This is a genomic window from Ruegeria sp. AB10 (assembly GCF_056542745.1).
This window is the reverse complement of record NZ_JBQGAI010000006.1, coordinates 22075-39849: the sequence shown is the minus strand read 5'-3', so window position 1 is coordinate 39849 and position 17775 is coordinate 22075. Positions and strand designations below refer to the sequence as shown.

Genomic DNA, 17775 nt, shown 5'->3' with positions numbered 1-17775 from the left:
AAAAACTCGCTTAGACAGGAAAAATAACTCAGGTGCCGGAATTTGGGAGGTCCCGCTTGTCTGCCGATATCGAAAAAATTTTGAATGCGGCGCGCGAACACGCCGCCACTGAGGTTGCCCCGAATGTTGATGCCTGGAACCAGTCAGGGGCTTGGCCCCGCTCTGCGTCAGACAAGGCAGGGGCTGCAGGTCTTACGGGTCTTTATGCGCCCGAGGAGTTTGGCGGTCAGGGGCTTTCGCTTGGCGACGGCATCCGCGTTTACGAGGAACTGGGAACCGCCGACGGGGCCTATGCTTTTGCCCTGTCGATGCACAATATCTGCACCTTTGCCGGATGCGGCTATGGCACCGAAGCCTTCAAGGACCAGTGGGCGCGCGATCTGACATCCGGCCGGAAGCTGGCGAATTTCGCGTTGACGGAACCGCAATCGGGCTCTGACGCGACCAACATGTACAGCCGCGCAGTGATCAATTCGGACGGAACCTGGACCATCAATGGCGCCAAAGCCTGGGTCAGCCTTGCGGGTGAGGCCGATATCTATTTCACCGTCGTAAAGACAACCGACCAACCCGGGCATCAGGATATGGCGATGATTGCCATCCCTGCCGACACTCCGGGCCTGAGCTTTGGGCCGCGCTATGAAACGCCCAGCTACAGCTTCCTGCCCCTGTCCGAGATGTACATGAAGGACGTTGTGGTTTCGGAAGACAACATCATTCTGCCGGTCGGGCAAGGGCTGCAGGGGTCACTGATGGCCATCGACATCGCCCGTGTATCGATTGCATCGGGTTGCTGCGGATTGATGCAGGCCGCGCTGGACACGGCGCTGAGCTATTCCAAGAACCGCAAGATGTTCGGCGGCAAGAACCTGGATCTGGACGGCATTCAGTGGATGCTGGGCGATGTGGCAACCGAGTTGGAGGCCTCGCGCCTGTTGTATCGGGCGGCGGCCAATGCGCTCGGAACCCCTGAAGGTCCGGTGATGGCTGCGCATGCCAAGCGGTTTGTCCCGGATGCGGCGGTCAAGGCGGCCAACACCTGCACACAGGTGCTTGGGGGGATGGGGTTGCTCAAACCCTATGGTTTGGACCGCCTGTCGCGGCTCAGCCAGATGCTGCGTATCGTGGACGGCACAACCGAGATCAGCCGGGTCGTGATCGGGCGTAGTCTGGCGAAACGGGCGAAAACCTTGCCGGATCTGCCGGTTCCGAAGGGTTTTGGGGAAACCTGAGCCACCTCACGCTGGTCTGTTTGGGAGGGTTGACCATGCAAAAACACTTTGAAGCGATGGAAAAGACAGCGGCCAACCATGTGCCGCTGTCCCCGTTGTCATTCCTGAACCGCGCGGCGGCGCTGCATGGAGACCGCACGGCCGTTATCTACGGAGACCTTCGGCGCGATTGGGCCGAGGTCGTCCGGCGCTCGCACGCCGTTGCGCGGGGGTTGGCTGAAATGGGCATCGCCAAGGGCGACACGGTTTCCGTGCTCTGCCCCAACATTCCCGAGCTGTTCGAACTCCATTTCGCAGTGCCCCTGTCCGGTGCCGTTCTGAACACGCTGAACACGCGGCTGGAACCCGAGACGATTGCTTATATTCTGGACCACGCCGACACCAGATTGGTGATTGTCGACCGTGAGTTGGTGCCGCTTCTGTCGAAAGCCTTTGATCTGCTTGGCCGTGAAATCCCGGTTGTGGAAATCTCCGACCCAAATGCGGCGGACGGGGACAGCCTTGGCAGGCAGGACTATTCCGAGCTTTTGAGCAAAGGTGAACACACAGGCCCTGCCCTGCCCGACGACGAATGGGATGCGATTGCGCTGAACTATACATCGGGTACGTCCGGGCGCCCGAAAGGCGTGGTGTATCACCACCGCGGCGCGTACTTGATGGCGCTTGGCACCGTTGCCGCGTGGCAGATGCCCAGCTATCCGGTCTACCTGTCCGTTGTACCGATGTTCCATTGCAACGGCTGGGGGCACCCGTGGGTGATGGCGCTGCAGGGTGGCACCATGGTGTTCACCCGAGTTCCGGCGGCAGAAAAGATCATGGCTGCAATCCACGAACATGGCGTGACCCATTTGGGTGCGGCACCAATTGTGCTGCAGATGCTGGCCGAACTGGACAGCCGCGAAAGCGCCCCTTTCGCCCCGGCGATCAAAGTGATGACCGCTGGCGCACCGCCACCGCCTTCGGTGCTTGAGAAAACAAAGGCGATGGGGCTGGATGTCATGCAGGTCTACGGCCTGACGGAAACCTACGGCCACATCTCTCAGTGCCTGTGGCAAGAGGCGTGGGACGCCGAAAGCCCTGCCGAACAAGCCCGTCTGCAAGCGCAACAGGGCATTGCCTTTCCAATGGTCGACTCCGTTGCCGTCATTGACCGCGACAGCGGGGATACGGTCCCCCGGGATGGTGAAACTCAGGGCGAGATCGCCATTCGCGGCAATACGGTCATGAAGGGCTATTACAAGGACCCCGACGCCACAGCCGAAGCTTTCGACAACGGGCGTTTCTGGTCCGGAGACGCCGCTGTGGTCAATTCGGATGGCTACATGCAGATCCGAGACCGGCTGAAGGACGTCGTCATCTCGGGCGGCGAAAACATCTCGTCAGTTGAGGTCGAGGCGGTTCTTTACCGTCACCCCGCCGTTCTGGCCGCCGCCGTCGTGGCCAAGCCCGACCCCAAATGGGGCGAGGTGCCCTGTGCCTTTGTCGAATTGCGACCGGACCACCACGCAGAGGGCGATGAAATCATGACGTTCTGCCGGGAACATCTGGCCGGTTTCAAGGTGCCCAAGGCCGTGGTGTTTACGGACCTGCCCAAGACATCAACCGGGAAAATCCAGAAATTCCAGCTCAGGGAAAAAATGAAAACGGCGAAGATCTGAAAAGCCCGATCACCAAGCAGAAAACCTGCGACGCACGCAGCAAGAGCGTTGCCAAAGATACATGGCTCGGTATCCTGCAGCGCCGGTCGGAGGGCTCCTTGATTGCGCCCCCCTTTGCCCGCAACTTACTGACCCCGGAGCCTGACCATGTCTGTCGAAACGTTTGATTACATCGTCATAGGGGCCGGCACCGCAGGCTGCCTGCTGGCCAATCGCCTCAGCAAGGATCCGTCCAAACGGGTGCTGCTGCTGGAAGCCGGTAAAAAGGACACCTACCCGTGGATTCACATCCCTGTCGGGTATCTGTACTGCATCGGCAACCCGCGCACCGATTGGTTGTATCAGACCGAGCCCGACAAGGGCCTGAACGGCCGTACCCTGCGCTATCCGCGCGGCAAGACACTGGGCGGCTGTTCCTCGATCAACGGCATGATCTACATGCGCGGTCAGGCGCGGGATTATGACAACTGGGCCAGACTGAGCGGTGAAGAGGACTGGAGCTGGGACAACTCGGTCCCGGACTTCAAGGCGCATGAAAACCACTACAAGCTGGACAATGGTGCCGATCCGAGAACCGGCGACAACGGCCGGTTCTCGGACCTGCATGGGCATGGCGGCGAATGGCGCGTGGAAAAACAGCGCCTGCGCTGGGACGTGCTGGATTCCTTTGCCGAGGCTGCCAGAGAGGCCGGAATCGAATCCACCGACGACTTCAACGCGGGCGACAATGCCGGGGTTGGCTATTTCGACGTGAACCAGAAATCGGGCTGGCGCTGGAGCACCTCGAAAGGCTTCCTGCGCCCGGCGAAAGAGCGTCAGAACCTGACTATCTGGACTGAAGCACAGGTCGAGCGTCTGACCTTCGACACCACCCCTGATGGCGCGACCCGATGTTCCGGCGCAGTTGTGCGCCGTGCGGGGCAACCGGTGACCGTGAACGCCTCGGCCGAGGTCATTTTGTCCGCGGGTGCCATCAACTCACCGCAGATCCTGCAATTGTCGGGCATCGGCAACGGCGCGTTTTTGAAATCCCACGGTATCGACGTGGTGCTGGACGCACCCGCCGTTGGGGAAAACCTGCAAGACCACCTGCAAATCCGCGCGGTATTCAAGGTGGACGGGACCAGGACGCTGAACACGCTGGCCAACAGCTTTTTGGGCAAGGCCAGGATCGGCCTGCAATACGCGCTGCAACGCTCTGGCCCGATGAGCATGTCGCCCAGCCAGTTGGGGGCCTTCACCCGATCCGATCCAAGCCGTGCCCATGCAAACCTGGAATACCACGTCCAGCCGCTGAGCCTTGAGGCATTCGGTGAAGACCTGCACGAGTTCCCCGCCATCACCGTCAGCGTCTGCAACCTGAACCCGAGCAGCCGTGGCCATGTACGCATCCGGTCGAACCAGTACACCGACGCGCCGATGATCGCACCGAACTATCTGGACACGGACGACGACCGCCAGGTCGCCGCCGACAGTCTGCGCCAGGTGCGCGAAATCATGTCCAAACCGGCGATGCAGAAATACAACCCGCAGGAATGGAAACCGGGCGTTCAGTTCCAGACCGATGAGGAACTGGCCAAGCTGGCGGGCGACATCGCCAGCACCATCTTCCACCCTGTCGGCACTGCAAAGATGGGGCACGAGGATGATCCGACCGCGGTGGTCGATCCCTATCTGAGGGTCAAGGGCATCAAGGGTCTGCGTGTGGTCGATGCCAGCATCATGCCCGAGATTACCAGCGGCAACACCAACGCTCCGACCCTGATGATCGCGGAAAAAGCCGCACGCTGGATTCGGGAAGGTCGGTAAGCCAGCCGACACACCGGATTCGGGCCTTTTTCTTCAGGTCGGGCCGCCAGCGCCCGTAGAACTGCAGGGATAATGCACGAGAATATCTGCCAAGCTGATCCTGAAACTGGACAGGCCGACACCCGTTCAATCGGGTATAGATCCATCTCGCACAGAAAACTTGCCAGATACGCAGGTTTTAAGGCATATTTGTATGGATTTAATAATTTCAAATTCATGTAATTGAATTTTATGAGGCCAAACCGAGCACGGGTGCAATACGCCCGGGACCACCTGTGGGGGAAGGAAGCTGGTTTTGTTCTGGTTGAGATCGTTACTTGTTGTTTGCTGTGTTTTGCTACTGCCATCGCAGGTTTTAGCTGAAATCGGGAAAGTCATCGGCGTCAAACAAGGCGCGCAAATCACGCGCGCGGGGAAAACCCAGCCGTTGCGGACCGGTATGGAGGTTGCCTCGGGCGACTCCATATCAACCGACCGCAGCGGTGTGGTTCAACTTGTCTTCGTTGACGAAACCAAAATCGCCATCGGCCCGAACGCGCGGATGATGCTGGACGTGACAATGCTGCGCGGCAATCGAAAGGCCAAGAGTTTCGCGGTTCAGGCATTGGGCGGCAGCTTCCGGTTTATTTCCGGAAAAAGCAAAAAGCGCGCCTATTCCATCAACACGCCGACCGCAACCATGGCCGTGCGGGGCACAACTTTTGACCTTTGGGTCGTACCCGGCACGCAAAGCGCCATGCTGGTTCTGCAAGGTCGGGTAGAAATGTGCGGCCAAAGCGGCAATTGCCGCGAAGCCGCGCGCCAGTGCAGCCTGCTGGCAACGACGCAAGCTGGCAATGTAGGACGCCCTATCGATCAGGAAAGCTATGACGAGGCGCTGAAAAACGGGTTCCCGTTTGTTCAGTCGCAGGAACAGTTGCTGGTGCCTCTGCAAGTCGATTTCAGAGGCTGCGGGACGGAGTCCCCGCCTCTGCCACAACGGTCAGAGGCGCGTGACACCCGCCCTGATCCTGAATCAGGCAGCGTCCAGAGCGCCGCAGCACCAGAACCGCGCAGCGCCCCCCCTTCGGGGCAAAGCGTCGGTCAGGGCAATGGCGGCAACATTGGCAGCGGCACCGGCAGTGACAACGGCACTGGCGGCAATATCGGAGCCAGCAGCGGCAGCGGGGATGGGCGCGGCGGCTCGATCGGTGGCGGCTCGGGCAGTGGCGGTCCGGGAAGCGGCGGCACAATCGGTGGCGACACCGGAGGATTCGGGGGCACCCCCGGCGGCGGAGGAGCTGACGGGAATGGCGGTAACAGCGGCGGCTAAAGACATGCAGGCCCCGCTAGATGACACCAGTTCAGGCGATGCCGTGACAACGCCCGCACGTTCAGGGCTGACCACGGCATTCGGAGGCTAACGTGACCGGAAAGCCCAGGGAAAGAACGGGGCGACGACGAGCCTTTCAGCTTGTGGGGCTTGGACTGATCCTGTTCGGGTGCTTCATAAGGGTCCTTGACCCTTACCCGGTGCGGATGACCCGGTTGATCTATTTTGATCTGCTGCAGCGCATTTCACCGCGCGAATACAACCCGGACCTTCCGGTGCGCGTGGTGGATATCGACGAACAGTCGCTGGCCAACTGGGGGCAATGGCCCTGGCCCAGAACCCTGCTGGCGCAGATGGTCAGGAATCTGGGCGAATACGGCGCCGCCTCGATCGCCTTTGACATGCTGTTCATAGAACCCGACAGATTCTCACCCGCGCGGCTGCTGAATGATCCGGCGCTTGCTGGTGTGGTGTCGGTGGACCACCACGCCTCGAAACTGGACAATGACGTGCTGTTCGCGCTGGAAATCGCAAATTGGCCAGTTGTTCTGGGGGCAGCCGCCCGGCAATCCGGTGACGGACGGGCCGTCACGCCCCACGCCGGGATCATCGAAATCGGGGAAACGCCAACTGCGGGGCTGGTCTCGGTCCCGCATTGGACACCCCCTGCCCCGCCGCTGGATCGCAGCGCGGCGGGCATCGGCGGGGTCAATGTTTCGCCGCTGGGCGGCATGGGCATCATACGCCGCGTTCCCGTCCTTTGGGGTGGCCCGGACGGGGCGCTGCCGGGGCTGGGCATCGAAGCGCTCAGGGTCGCGCTGGACGAATCCATCGTCATTGCCGAGGGCACGCCGGACGAAGCCGGCATCATGCTGGCGGTCGAGATCGGAGAATTTCGGCTGCCGACCACGGAAAACGGCGAAGTCTGGGTTCGGTACAGGCGCGACAATCCGGATCTGTACCTGTCGGCCGACGATATCATGCAGATGCAGGACGATCCCGCCATACGCGCCGAAATCGAGGGCCGGATCATTCTGGTCGGCACCTCGGCCGCAGGGCTGTTCGACATGCACCAGACGGCGCTGGGTGAATCGGTTCCGGGCGTGACGATCCACGCGCAAATCCTGGAACAGATCCTGACCGGGGAAATGCTGAGCCGGTCGGATGTAACCGCCGCCCTTGAGCTGCTGTCTTTCGTCACTCTGGGCGTCGTGGTCACGGCTGTCATGGCCCGGTTCGGCGCGGTGGCCTCGTTCGTGGCGGGCGGCGCCTCGGCAGCGGTTGTTCTTGCCATCAGTTGGCTGGCGTTTCAGAACCAGCTGGTTCTGTTCGATGTCACCTTTCCGCTGGCGGGAGGCATGGCCAATTTCGGCCTTCTCGCAGGATATCTGTTCATTTCGACCGAGCGGGAAAAGCGGGTGATCCGGCAGATCTTTTCGCATTATGTCGCGCCCGAAATCCTGGATGAGATGGAGGGGACGGGCCATCAGCTGCAATTGGGCGGTGAAACACAGGAAATCACGGTCATGTTCTCCGATATCCGGGGGTTTACCCCACTTTCCGAGTCGGTGTCGGCCACAGATCTTGTCACCCTGCTGAACCAGTTGTTTTCACAGATCGGAGATCAGATTCTGTTGGAACGGGGCACCATCGACAAATTCATCGGCGATGCGGTGATGGCCTTCTGGAACGCGCCGCTTCCGGTCGAGGATCACCCTTGCCGCGCGGCGCAAGCGGCGCTGTTGATGCGGCAGGCGCTGACCGATTTCAATGCCTCGGACGTCATGGCGGGGCGGCCACCGATTGCCCTGGCCACGGGCTGTGCGACCGGTCGGGCCTGCGTCGGCAATATCGGGTCCAAACGCCGGTTCAACTACACCGTGATTGGGGATGTGGTGAACGTCGCCGCGCGGATCGAACAAAGTTGCCGCCATGTCGACTATGACATCCTGGTTTCCTGTTCGGTATACGAAAAAACCATGCACGACATGGCCATGCTCGAAGCCGGGTATGTCGACCTCAAGGGCCGCACCGATCTGGAGCCTGTCTTTGTTCTGGTAGGCGACAAGGCCATGCTGGACACGCCCGCATTTCAAAAGCTGGACGCAACCCACAGGAAACTGATTGAGGCCATTCGGGGTCGTCAGCCACCGGATCAGGTCGAGGCGATCTGCCAAGATTGCATTGCGCAGGCGCGTCACATCGAACCCGGCCTGCTGAAATTCTACGGCGCGCTGTCCGGCCGAACGGCGGACTTCAGGTCCGAGTTCCAGTCCAGCCAGTTGATTTTCAGCCACCACGAACGCGAAAGCACGCCCTCAGCGTGACGCGCTTCGAACAGGCGGCAAGCTTACTCGCCGGGCAAGGCGAGTGCGCGTTCCCAGGGCCAGATGCATTCCTGCTTTTCAACGTTGCCCTATTCGGCGGCACAGTTCCCCGGCAGCCTTCATCCTTCGGCAGATGCACAGGACCCCAGATAGCGGTGGACAGTTTCGGCCATCCCGAATGTTAGCGCATCGCAGAACAGCGCATGGCCGATAGAGACCTCTGCAATCGACGGGATGCGGTTAATCAGCTTGCGCGTCCCGTTAACCGTAAGATCGTGACCCGCATTGACCTGCAGGCCCTGCCGCTTGGCTGCGGCTGCTGCTTCGGCCAGACGCTCAAGCTCCCGATCTTCAGCAACGGGATCGCTGTGGGCACCACCAAACGGGCCAGTGTAAAGCTCGACCCGATCCGCCCCTGTCTGGGCCGCATGATCCATATGCGCCGCGTCCGGGTCGCTGAACAGCGATACGCGATGGCCGTTTCTCTTAAGCCCGGCAACCACCTCTGCCAGCATCGCGCCCTGCGTTTCGAAATCCCAGCCATGATCGCTTGTCGCCTGCGCGGGATCATCCGGCACAAGCGTCACCTGATCGGCGCGAACCTCGTGAACAAGCGACAGGAACCGGGGATCAGGATAACCTTCGACATTCAGCTCCCGATCCGGAAACTCTGCATCAAGCAGCACCCGCAGCGCCCGCACATCGCCGGGCCGGGTATGGCGTTCGTCTGGCCGGGGATGCACCGTCACACCAGCAGCACCCGCTGCAAGGGCGATCCGGGCCAGATCCACCACATCCGGCCACGGGTGTTCGCGCCGGTTTCGAAGCAAGGCAGCAACGTTCAGATTTACCGAAAGGTCTGTCATGTCACTGCCCTACAACTGAAAAGACTGCACATGCGCGGGCACCGGGACACCCTCGATGTTGCGGGGATCGGGGATAGGATCTCCGACTGTGGTGCTGACGGGAATGACCCCGGCCCAGATCGGCAGGCCATAATCCTCTTCGTCATCCTTGGGCCCGCCGGTGCGAATCTTGGCGCTGCCTTCGGAAATCTCCATGCCCAACACCATGGTCGCCTTCAAATCCTGCGCGTAATCCGGCCGCAGACCTTCATAGCGCCCCGGAAACAGGCCGTTCACGAACCTGGCAAGCCTTTGCAGTTTTTCCTCAGGGTCTTCGACCTTGAATGCCGATCCGAACAGCGTGACCGAGCGCGAATTGACGGAATGGTGCATACCCGACCGGGCCAAAACGAAACCATCCAGGATCGCCACCGACAGGCACACCTGTGCATCGCGCGCATTGCGCAGGGCGCGACTGGCCGAGGAGCCGTGCCAATAGACGTGATTGCCCTCGCGCCATTGCAGGGTTGGCGTGACAAAAGGCCTGCCATCGATCACATATCCCACGCTGCACATGGGCTGCGCGTCCAGAATTTGGTTGATCGTGGCGCGGTCGAAATGCCCTCGCTCGTGCGATCTGCGCAGGCGCGTTCTGTCGGTGATATCCAGTGTCTCGTTCATAGTCATAGCTCGGGTTTGTTCTTGCTATGACCGTAATGCCCGGATATTGGATGTCAGCAAATGTCCAATTTTGAAACTTTTTCTAAGGCCAATTTGGATCGAGACCTGTTTGCGATCTCACTGGATACGTCGCTGAAGACGTCATTGCAGGCGCAGTTGCTGGATGCGTTGCGGTCCATTGTCTCAAAGTCTCCGAATCTGGTCGGTGCGCGCCTGCCCGCCAGTCGAACGCTGGCGTCCGAGCTTTCGATCTCGCGCACGACGGTGCAGGCGGTCTATGATCAGATGATCAGCGAAGGGTATCTGGTCACCCGGCAGGGCAGTGGCACTTTTGTCGCCAGCGAAATCACCCATCTGTCGCAGCCACAGCCGATCCCCCGGCCGGCCGGTCCGGTGGCCGAGGAATGGCGCCCCTTTCAAACCGGGTTGCCCGATCAAACCCTGCTGCCGCACCGGCAGTGGGCTCGCTACCTTGAGCGCGCCTGGCGCAGCCCGTCGCCGGCGCTTCTGACCCGCCCGGACCCTTTGGGCTGGTATCCGTTACGTCAGGCGATCTCGGACCACCTGACCGCGTGGCGTCACCTGTCCTGCGATCCCGGTCAGGTGGTGATCACTTCGGGTGCACGCGAAGCATTTGAGGTGATTTTCCACGGCCTGCTTGGCGCAGGCATACAGGTCGCGGTTGAAGACCCCTGCTGGCCCAAACTGCACACAATCCTTGCCGACACGGGCAACAGCGCCCATCCCGTCCGCATCGATCAGGACGGAATGGATATCGAGCGCATTCCAAGCGGCATACGCGCCACGATCATCACCCCATCGCGGCATTATCCTACGGGCGTAAGCCTGCCCCTGTCCCGTCGGGTCGCCCTGTTGGATTGGGCACAGCAGACCGGCGCCGTCGTAATCGAAGACGATTACGACAGTGAATTCCGATATCGAGGGCACCCCCTGCCCTCGCTCTCGGGGCTGGACGGTCTGAACAACACGATTTACCTCGGCAGCTTTTCAAAGCTGGTAAGTCCGGCGCTGAGGATCGGGTATCTGGTGGTTCCCAAACGCTTTCTGCGCAGCACGGTGGCCTATCTTCGCCGCGCCGGCCCGCGCGCCTCCTTGATCCCGCAACCGGCTTTGGCTGCGTTCATGAACAGCGGTGAGTTCGCCATGCACCTGCGGCGAATGCGGCGAGTCTATGCCCGACGTCAGAGCCATTTGCTAAACGCACTGGCCCCGGTCGCGGACCTTCTGGACCTTCAGCCAGACGCGTCCGGAATGCACTTATGCGTGCCGCCAACGGCATCGCTGGTTGATCAGATGTCCGATCTTGAGATCAGCAAGCGGGCCGAGCGGGACGGCCTGCGCATCAGCGCCTTGTCAGCGCATTGCGTATTGCCTGAAAAACTGCAGGGGCTGTTGCTCGGATACGCGGCCTTTGACGAGGACACGCTCTCGGACGCGACGGAACGGTTGATTGCCATCCTTCGCGCGCAAGCCTGAACTGCGCTTGGGGACGTTTTCTACACCTGCGGCAAGCACCAAGGCATCCCCAAAAGGACATGTTTTTCATCACGGAATGGAATCGCGGTGTCTGTGAAGGGGAGCATATGCCGCGAATGTCCTTCTGTTTCTTCACTTTGGCATCCCGCCTCCAATGAAAAAGCAGCGCCAACGACCCTAATGTGTCTGACGCTGCACCGGGGATTTGGACAAGCCAAACGCCCCGGTTTTCCGGCCGGGAGACGGGATCGAATGAAACAAGCGATTTCAAAGATGAAAAGCGACTTATACCAAATCAGGAAAGGTTCTGGCCCAAATGGAAAAACTATGTGTCGCCTCAGGGGAAATGTGGAACGTCACAGATTCTTGGCTCAATCGACTACCGAAACATCAAGAAATGCAGAGATCGCATCATTTATTTCTGACCCAAACGCCAAGCGTTTCCAACCCAATATGCAGAGCAGCCATTCATCAACGCTACGGTAAAGGTCTTAATTGAGCCCGTTTTGGCGGGTATGCCACTTCGAGCGAATGACGGCTCACACAAACTCAAAGAACAGCCACGCAATTGCCTTCTGGCAAACGTGCAAACAAAGTTCGGATAATTGACAACCCCTTGAAACGCTCAAATAGGCTTGTGAAATAGTCGGCACTATACATTCCCTAGCCCGACGTCGTTCAGCCTGGAGCTGAATTCTGCGGCACCGCCTTGGGTGCCGCAGAGATGATTTGTTTAGAACGACCAGCGAAGCCCGGCCCGCAGGAAGGGGCCTTGGGCGTCGTCGCCAATTTCCTGTTCGGCATTCAGTTCAAGCTGAATATCCTCAACAAGATCTTGCGCGTAGCCAACCGCAACGCGAGCGCCGGTGAAATCGGTAGATGCAAAGATCAGCGACTGTGTCGAGGAGAACACGGTCACATCCGCATCTGTTGCTCCCAGATCGCGCCGCAGAATACCGCTGAGCTGCCCGCTCAGGATACCGCCATTGCCGAACTGCTTTTCAGCTTCGACACCCAGTTGGGCTTCGATGACTTCGGTGGTGACATCACCCACCGTAGCGTTGGCACTTGAGCGTGTTTCGGTATAGCCATCGTCCTTCTGGTTGGTATAGCGCGCGTTTGCAAATCCGATCAGCCCGAAATCACCGCTGACGTCAAAGCCGCGTTCGACCGCGATATGCGCTGTCAACAGCCTGCTGTCATAGTCGGCATGTGCGTCATCGCTGCCATTGATTTGGCGAGTGCGGTCTGTCGAGAGCCAGCCATAACCAAACCCTGCTTCAAGCGTATAGGCCCCAATCTGCCGCCCCAAAGCGGCGTCGAGATAAAAGCCGGTCGTGTCAAAATCTGCGGATTCGTTGTCTCCATCCGCCGAAAACACGCCCATGCCGACAGCCAACGCAACGCCGTTGTCCATCTGACCGGCAATCCCTGCGCTGCCACTGAAAAGCGAAACGTCCAGGTCACTGCCGGTTTCAGGATCGAACTCACGGTACTGTGCGTCGATCATCGCAAAGGGCCTGAAGCCCGCAAAGGTGAACCCCTGCGCAACCTGTTCTGACGGCTCATAGTTCAGAGCGTTGCCACTGCTGCCCACGACGCTTCCGTAAAAGGCAACGACGTCGCCTGAAACCGCAAAGTCATCAACATCAACAGCGGCATATACCGGTGCCGCTCCACCCTCATCCTGTACGAACCAGGCTGAGCCCTCTTCGGACACTGTGGTCGTGAAAGCGCCCGCACCCGGCGTGGCGTCTTCAAAGTGGAACACAGAGCTGCCGCCCTGCGCGTCGAGATTTACGCTATGTGCGTCGACCCTTATGACGCCTTCAACATCGTCTTGGGTATCAGCGTTGAGCGTACCCGAACCCGTCCCGAGATATACGGCATAAACCTCGTCATTGCCCGAAACCCGGATGGTTCCCAGGTCGTCGATCGTGCCATCAAAGTTGTCGAATTGAATACCTGCAGCACGTGTTCCGGCAGAGCCGGTCGCATGGACGGTGATCTCTCCTGTATTCGAGAATGATCCCTGCATGTCGTTGGCGTAAACACCGATTGCCGCTGACTGGTCCGGTGACAGCCCGTCACCATCCATCCCGCCTTGGGCAGTGACCGTGATATTGCCCGAGTTTGCGATGTCTCCGGTTGCGATTTCGTCGACGTATACGCCGTAAGCTTCGGCCTCGGTATCCCTTGAGATGGCGGTGGCCGTGATATTGCCCGTGTTTGTGATGGTACCGCTCAGGTTGTCGGTCAGATAAAAGCCGGCGGCTGTTGCAGAATCCTCGGCGGCCTCGGCGCGCAAGGTCATGGTCCCCGAGTTGGTGACCGTTCCCGAAACGTCATCGCCAATATAGATGCCCGAAGCTGTCGCCTCGTCACCAGTGTTAAGAGAAAGCGCCGTCCCGGTGATCGTGCCCGAGTTGATTACGGTACCTTCTACCAGATCTTCGAGGTAAAAACCGCCGGCGTAAGCTTCATCATCAGTATCGGCACTTGCGAATGCAGTGATCGTGCCGCTGTTGATGATGGTTGCGCCCTCCAGCATATCATCATCGACGAAGATACCATATGCCGAAGCGTCGGACTCAACCGCCAAGGCAGTTACTTTGATTGTACCGCTGTTTTCAATTCGGCCGGACAGATCGCTATCGACGGCTATGCCATAAGCGATTGCCTCGTAGGTCGATGGAGCGGATGCGAAAATGTCCAGCGTGCCCGTGTTCACGATCACACCAGACGCATCGCCGTCAACGAAAATCCCGGATGCAGATGCAGTGCTGTCGCTGGTGGTGATGGCAACCGATTTTATTGTGCCCGAGTTCACAATCTCACCGGTCTCTAGCAGATCATCCTCGACATAGATGCCCCAAGCATAGGCGTAATCGTCGGCGAAGGATCTGGCGCGAACATCGATTGTGCCCGTATTTCTGATGGAACCTCCAGCATCGCCATCAACGACAATACCGTAGATTGATGCGGTGCTTCCCGCGGACGTGTTGATAAGCCCATCGACCTTTATCGTGCCGGTGTTGAGGATTTCACCGGTCTCCGTAAGGTCTCCGTTGACGTAGATACCCCAGGCTTCGATGTCCCCATCGGTTGACGACACATCAACTTCGATGGTGCCGTTGTTCACGATCGAACCAGCGACATCACCATTGACCTGCACTGCATAAATATCTTCGGGATCAGAGCCCGTAATATCCAGCGAGATGGTGCCGTTATTCACCAGTTCACCGCCCTCAAGCAGACCGCCATCCAGCCGCAGGCCCGTCGCTGTATCCGTGTCGGTTGCAGTGACCGAAATCGACCCGTTATTGGTAAACGTGCTGGAGTAATCCGTAGTGATTGTCAGGGCGGCGGCAGTTGAAGATGTAATCTCGATGGCGCCGCTTGCCGTCACCTCGTGATCCGCATCGGTCGAGAAAACCTGAGGCGTCGTCACCACATTCGAAATCGTATCCGCATGCACGTGCCCGGCACTCAGTGCAACCATCGATACTTGCGCCAGCAACGCAGCAGGAGCTGCACTGACAATTTGGCCTTTCCACTTGAAAAGACGCCCCCCACGGAGCTTGAGGGCGTTCGCCCTCGACCCATTTTTAGACATTTACTATCCCGTCAGATTTTTTTTGTCTTTTTTCTCGAAGCTCGCCGCGTTTTCGCGATCGGCTCCGCTCATGTACTGTTAAAAAGTCGTTAACATATAAGCAATCTACCAATTATGCATTGCATAAGATGACCTATTGCTGTTGGAAATCCGTAGGAAATCTGCAACACAATGTGGCAATTTGACGGCGCCTGAGATCAGGTTGCTGCCGTGCGTCAGCTTGGAGCTACTTGAATGCCAAAAAATCAGACTTTGTCCCTAGGAGAGGCCTACAACCAAGGGGCTCAGGCCTTTGAAGCAGGGCAATTGAACAAAGCTGTCAAGGTTCTGAACCAAGTGCTCAAAGCTGCGCCCGAATATGCCCCCGCGCATCAGCTGCTTGGCATAATCGCGTTTCAAACCGGTCAGACCGGGCCTGCCGAAAATGCCATGCGCGAAGCGATCCGATTGCAGCCGGACAATGCTGGGTTCCTGTCGAATTTCACCGAGGTTTTGCGCACGAACGGAAAACCTGAAGAAGCACTCAAAGTTGGCAAACGCGCGGTCCAGCTTGCTCCCGGGGTTGCAAATGCGCATTCAAACCTTGGGCTGGCCTATTATGACATGGGTGATCTGACCGAAGCCGAGGCATCTCAGAAAAGGGCGTTGGCCCTTAATCCCGATCTGATTGCGGCCTTGAACAATCTGGGGTCAATCGCGCGCGACAACGAGGACAGGGAAGCGGCGGTTTCATTCTACCGTCGGGTTCTGGATTTGCGCCCGGGCTATCTGGAGAGTGTCAACAACCTAATTTCCGTATTGATAGAAGCAGACGAACTGGAAGAGGCCAAAGATCTGGCTGATGACTATCTTGGCAAGGGGCATGTTTCCGCAGAGCTGCATCGCAATCGGGGACGGTTATACGTTTTGCAGTGTGATTGGGACGAAGCCGAACGTTGTTTTCGGAATGCTATTTCGCTGGATGACAAGAAGCCCGAGGCTTATGTCGGGCTTGCACAGGTTCTGACCGAAAAAAACCTGCATGAACTTGCCCTTGTCGAGGCTGAAAAAGCGCAGCGCATAGATCCCAGCCACGCGCCTGCTTATCACTATATTGCCGTCTGCAAATCGTACCTTGGCGATCTCAAGGCTGGTTTTGCCAATTACGAAAAGACCCTTGAGCTAAAACCGGATTTCTCGGCCACAATGATCGCATTGGGCCATCTGGAGATGGAACGGGGCAATTTTGACGCCGCCCGCAGCTGGTTCAACAAGGCGGCAGAACGGGACAAGGCGCGTCTGAATGCGCAGATCGCGTTGGTCAGGCTGGACAAAGTTACCGAGGATAACCCCGACTTTCAGGCTCTTGTGGCCGCGTTGCCCGAAGCCGACAAGTTGCTTCCTGAACAATCGGTATCGTATCACTACGCGTTGGGAAAATGCTATGAGGACCTCAAGCGCTACGACAGCGCTTTTGAACATTTCGCAAAGGGGGCCGCGCTGAAGCGCAGCATTATCGATTTTGATGCCGACCAGATCGAGGAAACAGCCGACGATCTGATCTCTGTGTTTACGCCGGAACTGGTCGAAAAACTCCGCCAAAACTCTGTGGATAGCAGCCAGCCAATCTTTGTGGTTGGCATGCCCCGATCTGGAACCACGCTGACAGAGTCGATCCTCTCCAGCCATCCGGACGTATTCGGGGCCGGAGAACTGAGCTATATGCACAAGCTTTTTTCTGATCAGCTGCGCGGAGGAAACAAGAAAACTGGCAGTCTGATCGCCGCTCTGTCGGATCAGGAGCTATCAAAACGCGCCGAGAAATATGTCCAGCAGCTTAACGCGCATGCGCCTGGCAATCCTTATATCGTCGATAAGATGCCTGCGAATTTTCTGATGGTTGGCCTGATACATGCGATCATGCCCAACGCGCGGATCGTGCATGTCGCGCGCAATCCACTAGATACGTGTTTGTCCTGTTTCACGCGGGTTTTTCAGCGCAGTCAGCTCCACAGCTACGACCAGATCGAACTGGGTCGATATTTCAACGCCTATGTGCGCGTTATGCAGCATTGGAAGGACGTTCTCCCGGCTGGCAGCTTTCACACCGTTCACTATGAAAGCCTGATCGATGATATCGAGTTCGAAGCACGGCGCCTGATAGCATATTGCAACCTCGAGTGGGATCATCGTTGTCTCGAGTTTTACAAAGGAGAACGGCGCGTCCGAACTGCAAGCGTTCAGCAAGTGCGCCAGCCGTTGTACAGTTCGTCAAAGGAGAAATGGCGAAACTACCAATCTCACTTGGCACCGCTTATCGAAACGATCGGAGAAGCAAGGATTCCTTTTTGACAATCTCTGGCCGGAACCTGGTTCTGAAAGGTGTCGGAACTACGAAGGTGCGCTATTATTGTGGCAAATTCCTTTGACACGCAGATGCTGTTTAGTGCAATCAATCGAACATTGCTCATCCACCCGCAAGCGCGAGGGAAAGCCAGCAAGTCTCGCTTTGAAATTCAGATCTTTCAGGCGCACCTTCACTCCTGATTAGAACAAAGCGATCAGCGTGGTACACCAGCCCGAATGTCGGCTCTGGGCCGTACGCTAGACTTTGCAAAGTTCGCATTCTGCGCAATTCCGCCATCCAATGTTTTCAATGAGGCCAGAGTGGCAAACAGCTGCCCAGCAGTGATCGAGGATTTTCGTTAGTTTTGGCGAAATTCAACCTAACAAGTTCAGCAAAAAAACTCGGTAAATCGCCTTTACGCGTCCGCACCTTAAGTGAGCAGACCCGAAGTCATGAGAAATGCGGCTAGGCC

The 17775-nt window shown here is 58.3% G+C and carries 10 protein-coding genes; 7 read left to right on the top strand and 3 right to left on the bottom strand.

The genetic code is table 11. From position 1 onward, the window contains the following. Window positions 1-56 precede the first annotated feature (56 nt). The 5 genes from ACR0NT_RS13005 to ACR0NT_RS12985 all read left to right on the top strand — a co-directional run bounded on the left by ACR0NT_RS13005 (window position 57) and on the right by ACR0NT_RS12985 (window position 8338). Complete coding sequence (locus ACR0NT_RS13005; protein ID WP_170674226.1) at window positions 57-1232, top strand: acyl-CoA dehydrogenase family protein; 1176 nt, start codon at window positions 57-59, stop codon at window positions 1230-1232. A 35-nt stretch (window positions 1233-1267) separates the two neighbouring features. Continuing rightward, a complete protein-coding gene (locus tag ACR0NT_RS13000) occupies window positions 1268-2890 on the top strand; it encodes an AMP-binding protein (RefSeq protein ID WP_170674228.1) in 1623 nt (540 codons plus the stop codon). A 147-nt stretch (window positions 2891-3037) separates the two neighbouring features. Then, window positions 3038-4699, top strand: a complete 1662-nt coding sequence (locus ACR0NT_RS12995) for a GMC family oxidoreductase N-terminal domain-containing protein (protein ID WP_170674230.1) — start codon at window positions 3038-3040, stop codon at window positions 4697-4699. Between the two features lie 427 nt (window positions 4700-5126). Beyond that, window positions 5127-6011: a FecR family protein gene (locus tag ACR0NT_RS12990; protein WP_480443192.1), complete on the top strand. Its 885-nt coding sequence runs from the start codon at window positions 5127-5129 to the stop codon at window positions 6009-6011. Between the two features lie 206 nt (window positions 6012-6217). Then, entirely contained in the window at window positions 6218-8338 is a 2121-nt protein-coding gene (locus tag ACR0NT_RS12985) for a CHASE2 domain-containing protein (protein WP_480443190.1), read from the top strand. 119 nt (window positions 8339-8457) lie between these two features. Here the strand turns inward: ACR0NT_RS12985 and ACR0NT_RS12980 are convergent, their stop codons facing one another. Both ACR0NT_RS12980 and ACR0NT_RS12975 read right to left on the bottom strand, forming a co-directional pair. Further along, window positions 8458-9204: a pyridoxine 5'-phosphate synthase gene (locus ACR0NT_RS12980; protein ID WP_170674234.1), complete on the bottom strand. Its 747-nt coding sequence runs from the start codon at window positions 9202-9204 to the stop codon at window positions 8458-8460. 9 nt (window positions 9205-9213) lie between these two features. Next, window positions 9214-9864 carry a pyridoxamine 5'-phosphate oxidase family protein gene (locus ACR0NT_RS12975; protein ID WP_170674236.1) on the bottom strand — a complete coding sequence of 217 codons (651 nt, stop codon included), beginning with the start codon at window positions 9862-9864 and terminating at the stop codon, window positions 9214-9216. 60 nt (window positions 9865-9924) lie between these two features. Between ACR0NT_RS12975 and pdxR the strand changes: the two genes are divergently transcribed. Then, the gene (pdxR, locus tag ACR0NT_RS12970; RefSeq protein ID WP_170674238.1) at window positions 9925-11361 is read left to right on the top strand and encodes a MocR-like pyridoxine biosynthesis transcription factor PdxR; all 1437 of its coding nucleotides are present in this window, start codon (window positions 9925-9927) and stop codon (window positions 11359-11361) included. Between the two features lie 733 nt (window positions 11362-12094). On the opposite strand, the gene ACR0NT_RS12965 is transcribed toward pdxR, so the two are convergent. After that, window positions 12095-14863, bottom strand: coding sequence for an autotransporter domain-containing protein (locus tag ACR0NT_RS12965; protein WP_170674240.1), 2769 nt, complete (start codon window positions 14861-14863; stop codon window positions 12095-12097). 348 nt (window positions 14864-15211) lie between these two features. On the opposite strand from ACR0NT_RS12965, the gene ACR0NT_RS12960 reads away from it, so the two are divergent. Then, window positions 15212-17308 (top strand): sulfotransferase, encoded by a 2097-nt coding sequence (locus tag ACR0NT_RS12960; RefSeq protein WP_170674242.1) that lies wholly within the window; start codon window positions 15212-15214, stop codon window positions 17306-17308. The last annotated feature ends 467 nt before the right edge of the window (window positions 17309-17775 follow it).

Coding starts and splice junctions, on each gene's coding strand:
- ACR0NT_RS12995 (WP_170674230.1), top strand. CDS start 3,038: ATGTCTGTCGAAACGTTTGATTACATCGTCATAGGGGCCGGCACCGCA.
- ACR0NT_RS12960 (WP_170674242.1), top strand. CDS start 15,212: ATGCCAAAAAATCAGACTTTGTCCCTAGGAGAGGCCTACAACCAAGGG.
- pdxR (WP_170674238.1), top strand. CDS start 9,925: ATGTCCAATTTTGAAACTTTTTCTAAGGCCAATTTGGATCGAGACCTG.
- ACR0NT_RS13000 (WP_170674228.1), top strand. CDS start 1,268: ATGCAAAAACACTTTGAAGCGATGGAAAAGACAGCGGCCAACCATGTG.
- ACR0NT_RS12965 (WP_170674240.1), bottom strand. CDS start 14,863: ATGGTTGCACTGAGTGCCGGGCACGTGCATGCGGATACGATTTCGAAT.
- ACR0NT_RS12985 (WP_480443190.1), top strand. CDS start 6,218: ATGACCCGGTTGATCTATTTTGATCTGCTGCAGCGCATTTCACCGCGC.
- ACR0NT_RS12980 (WP_170674234.1), bottom strand. CDS start 9,204: ATGACAGACCTTTCGGTAAATCTGAACGTTGCTGCCTTGCTTCGAAAC.
- ACR0NT_RS12975 (WP_170674236.1), bottom strand. CDS start 9,864: ATGAACGAGACACTGGATATCACCGACAGAACGCGCCTGCGCAGATCG.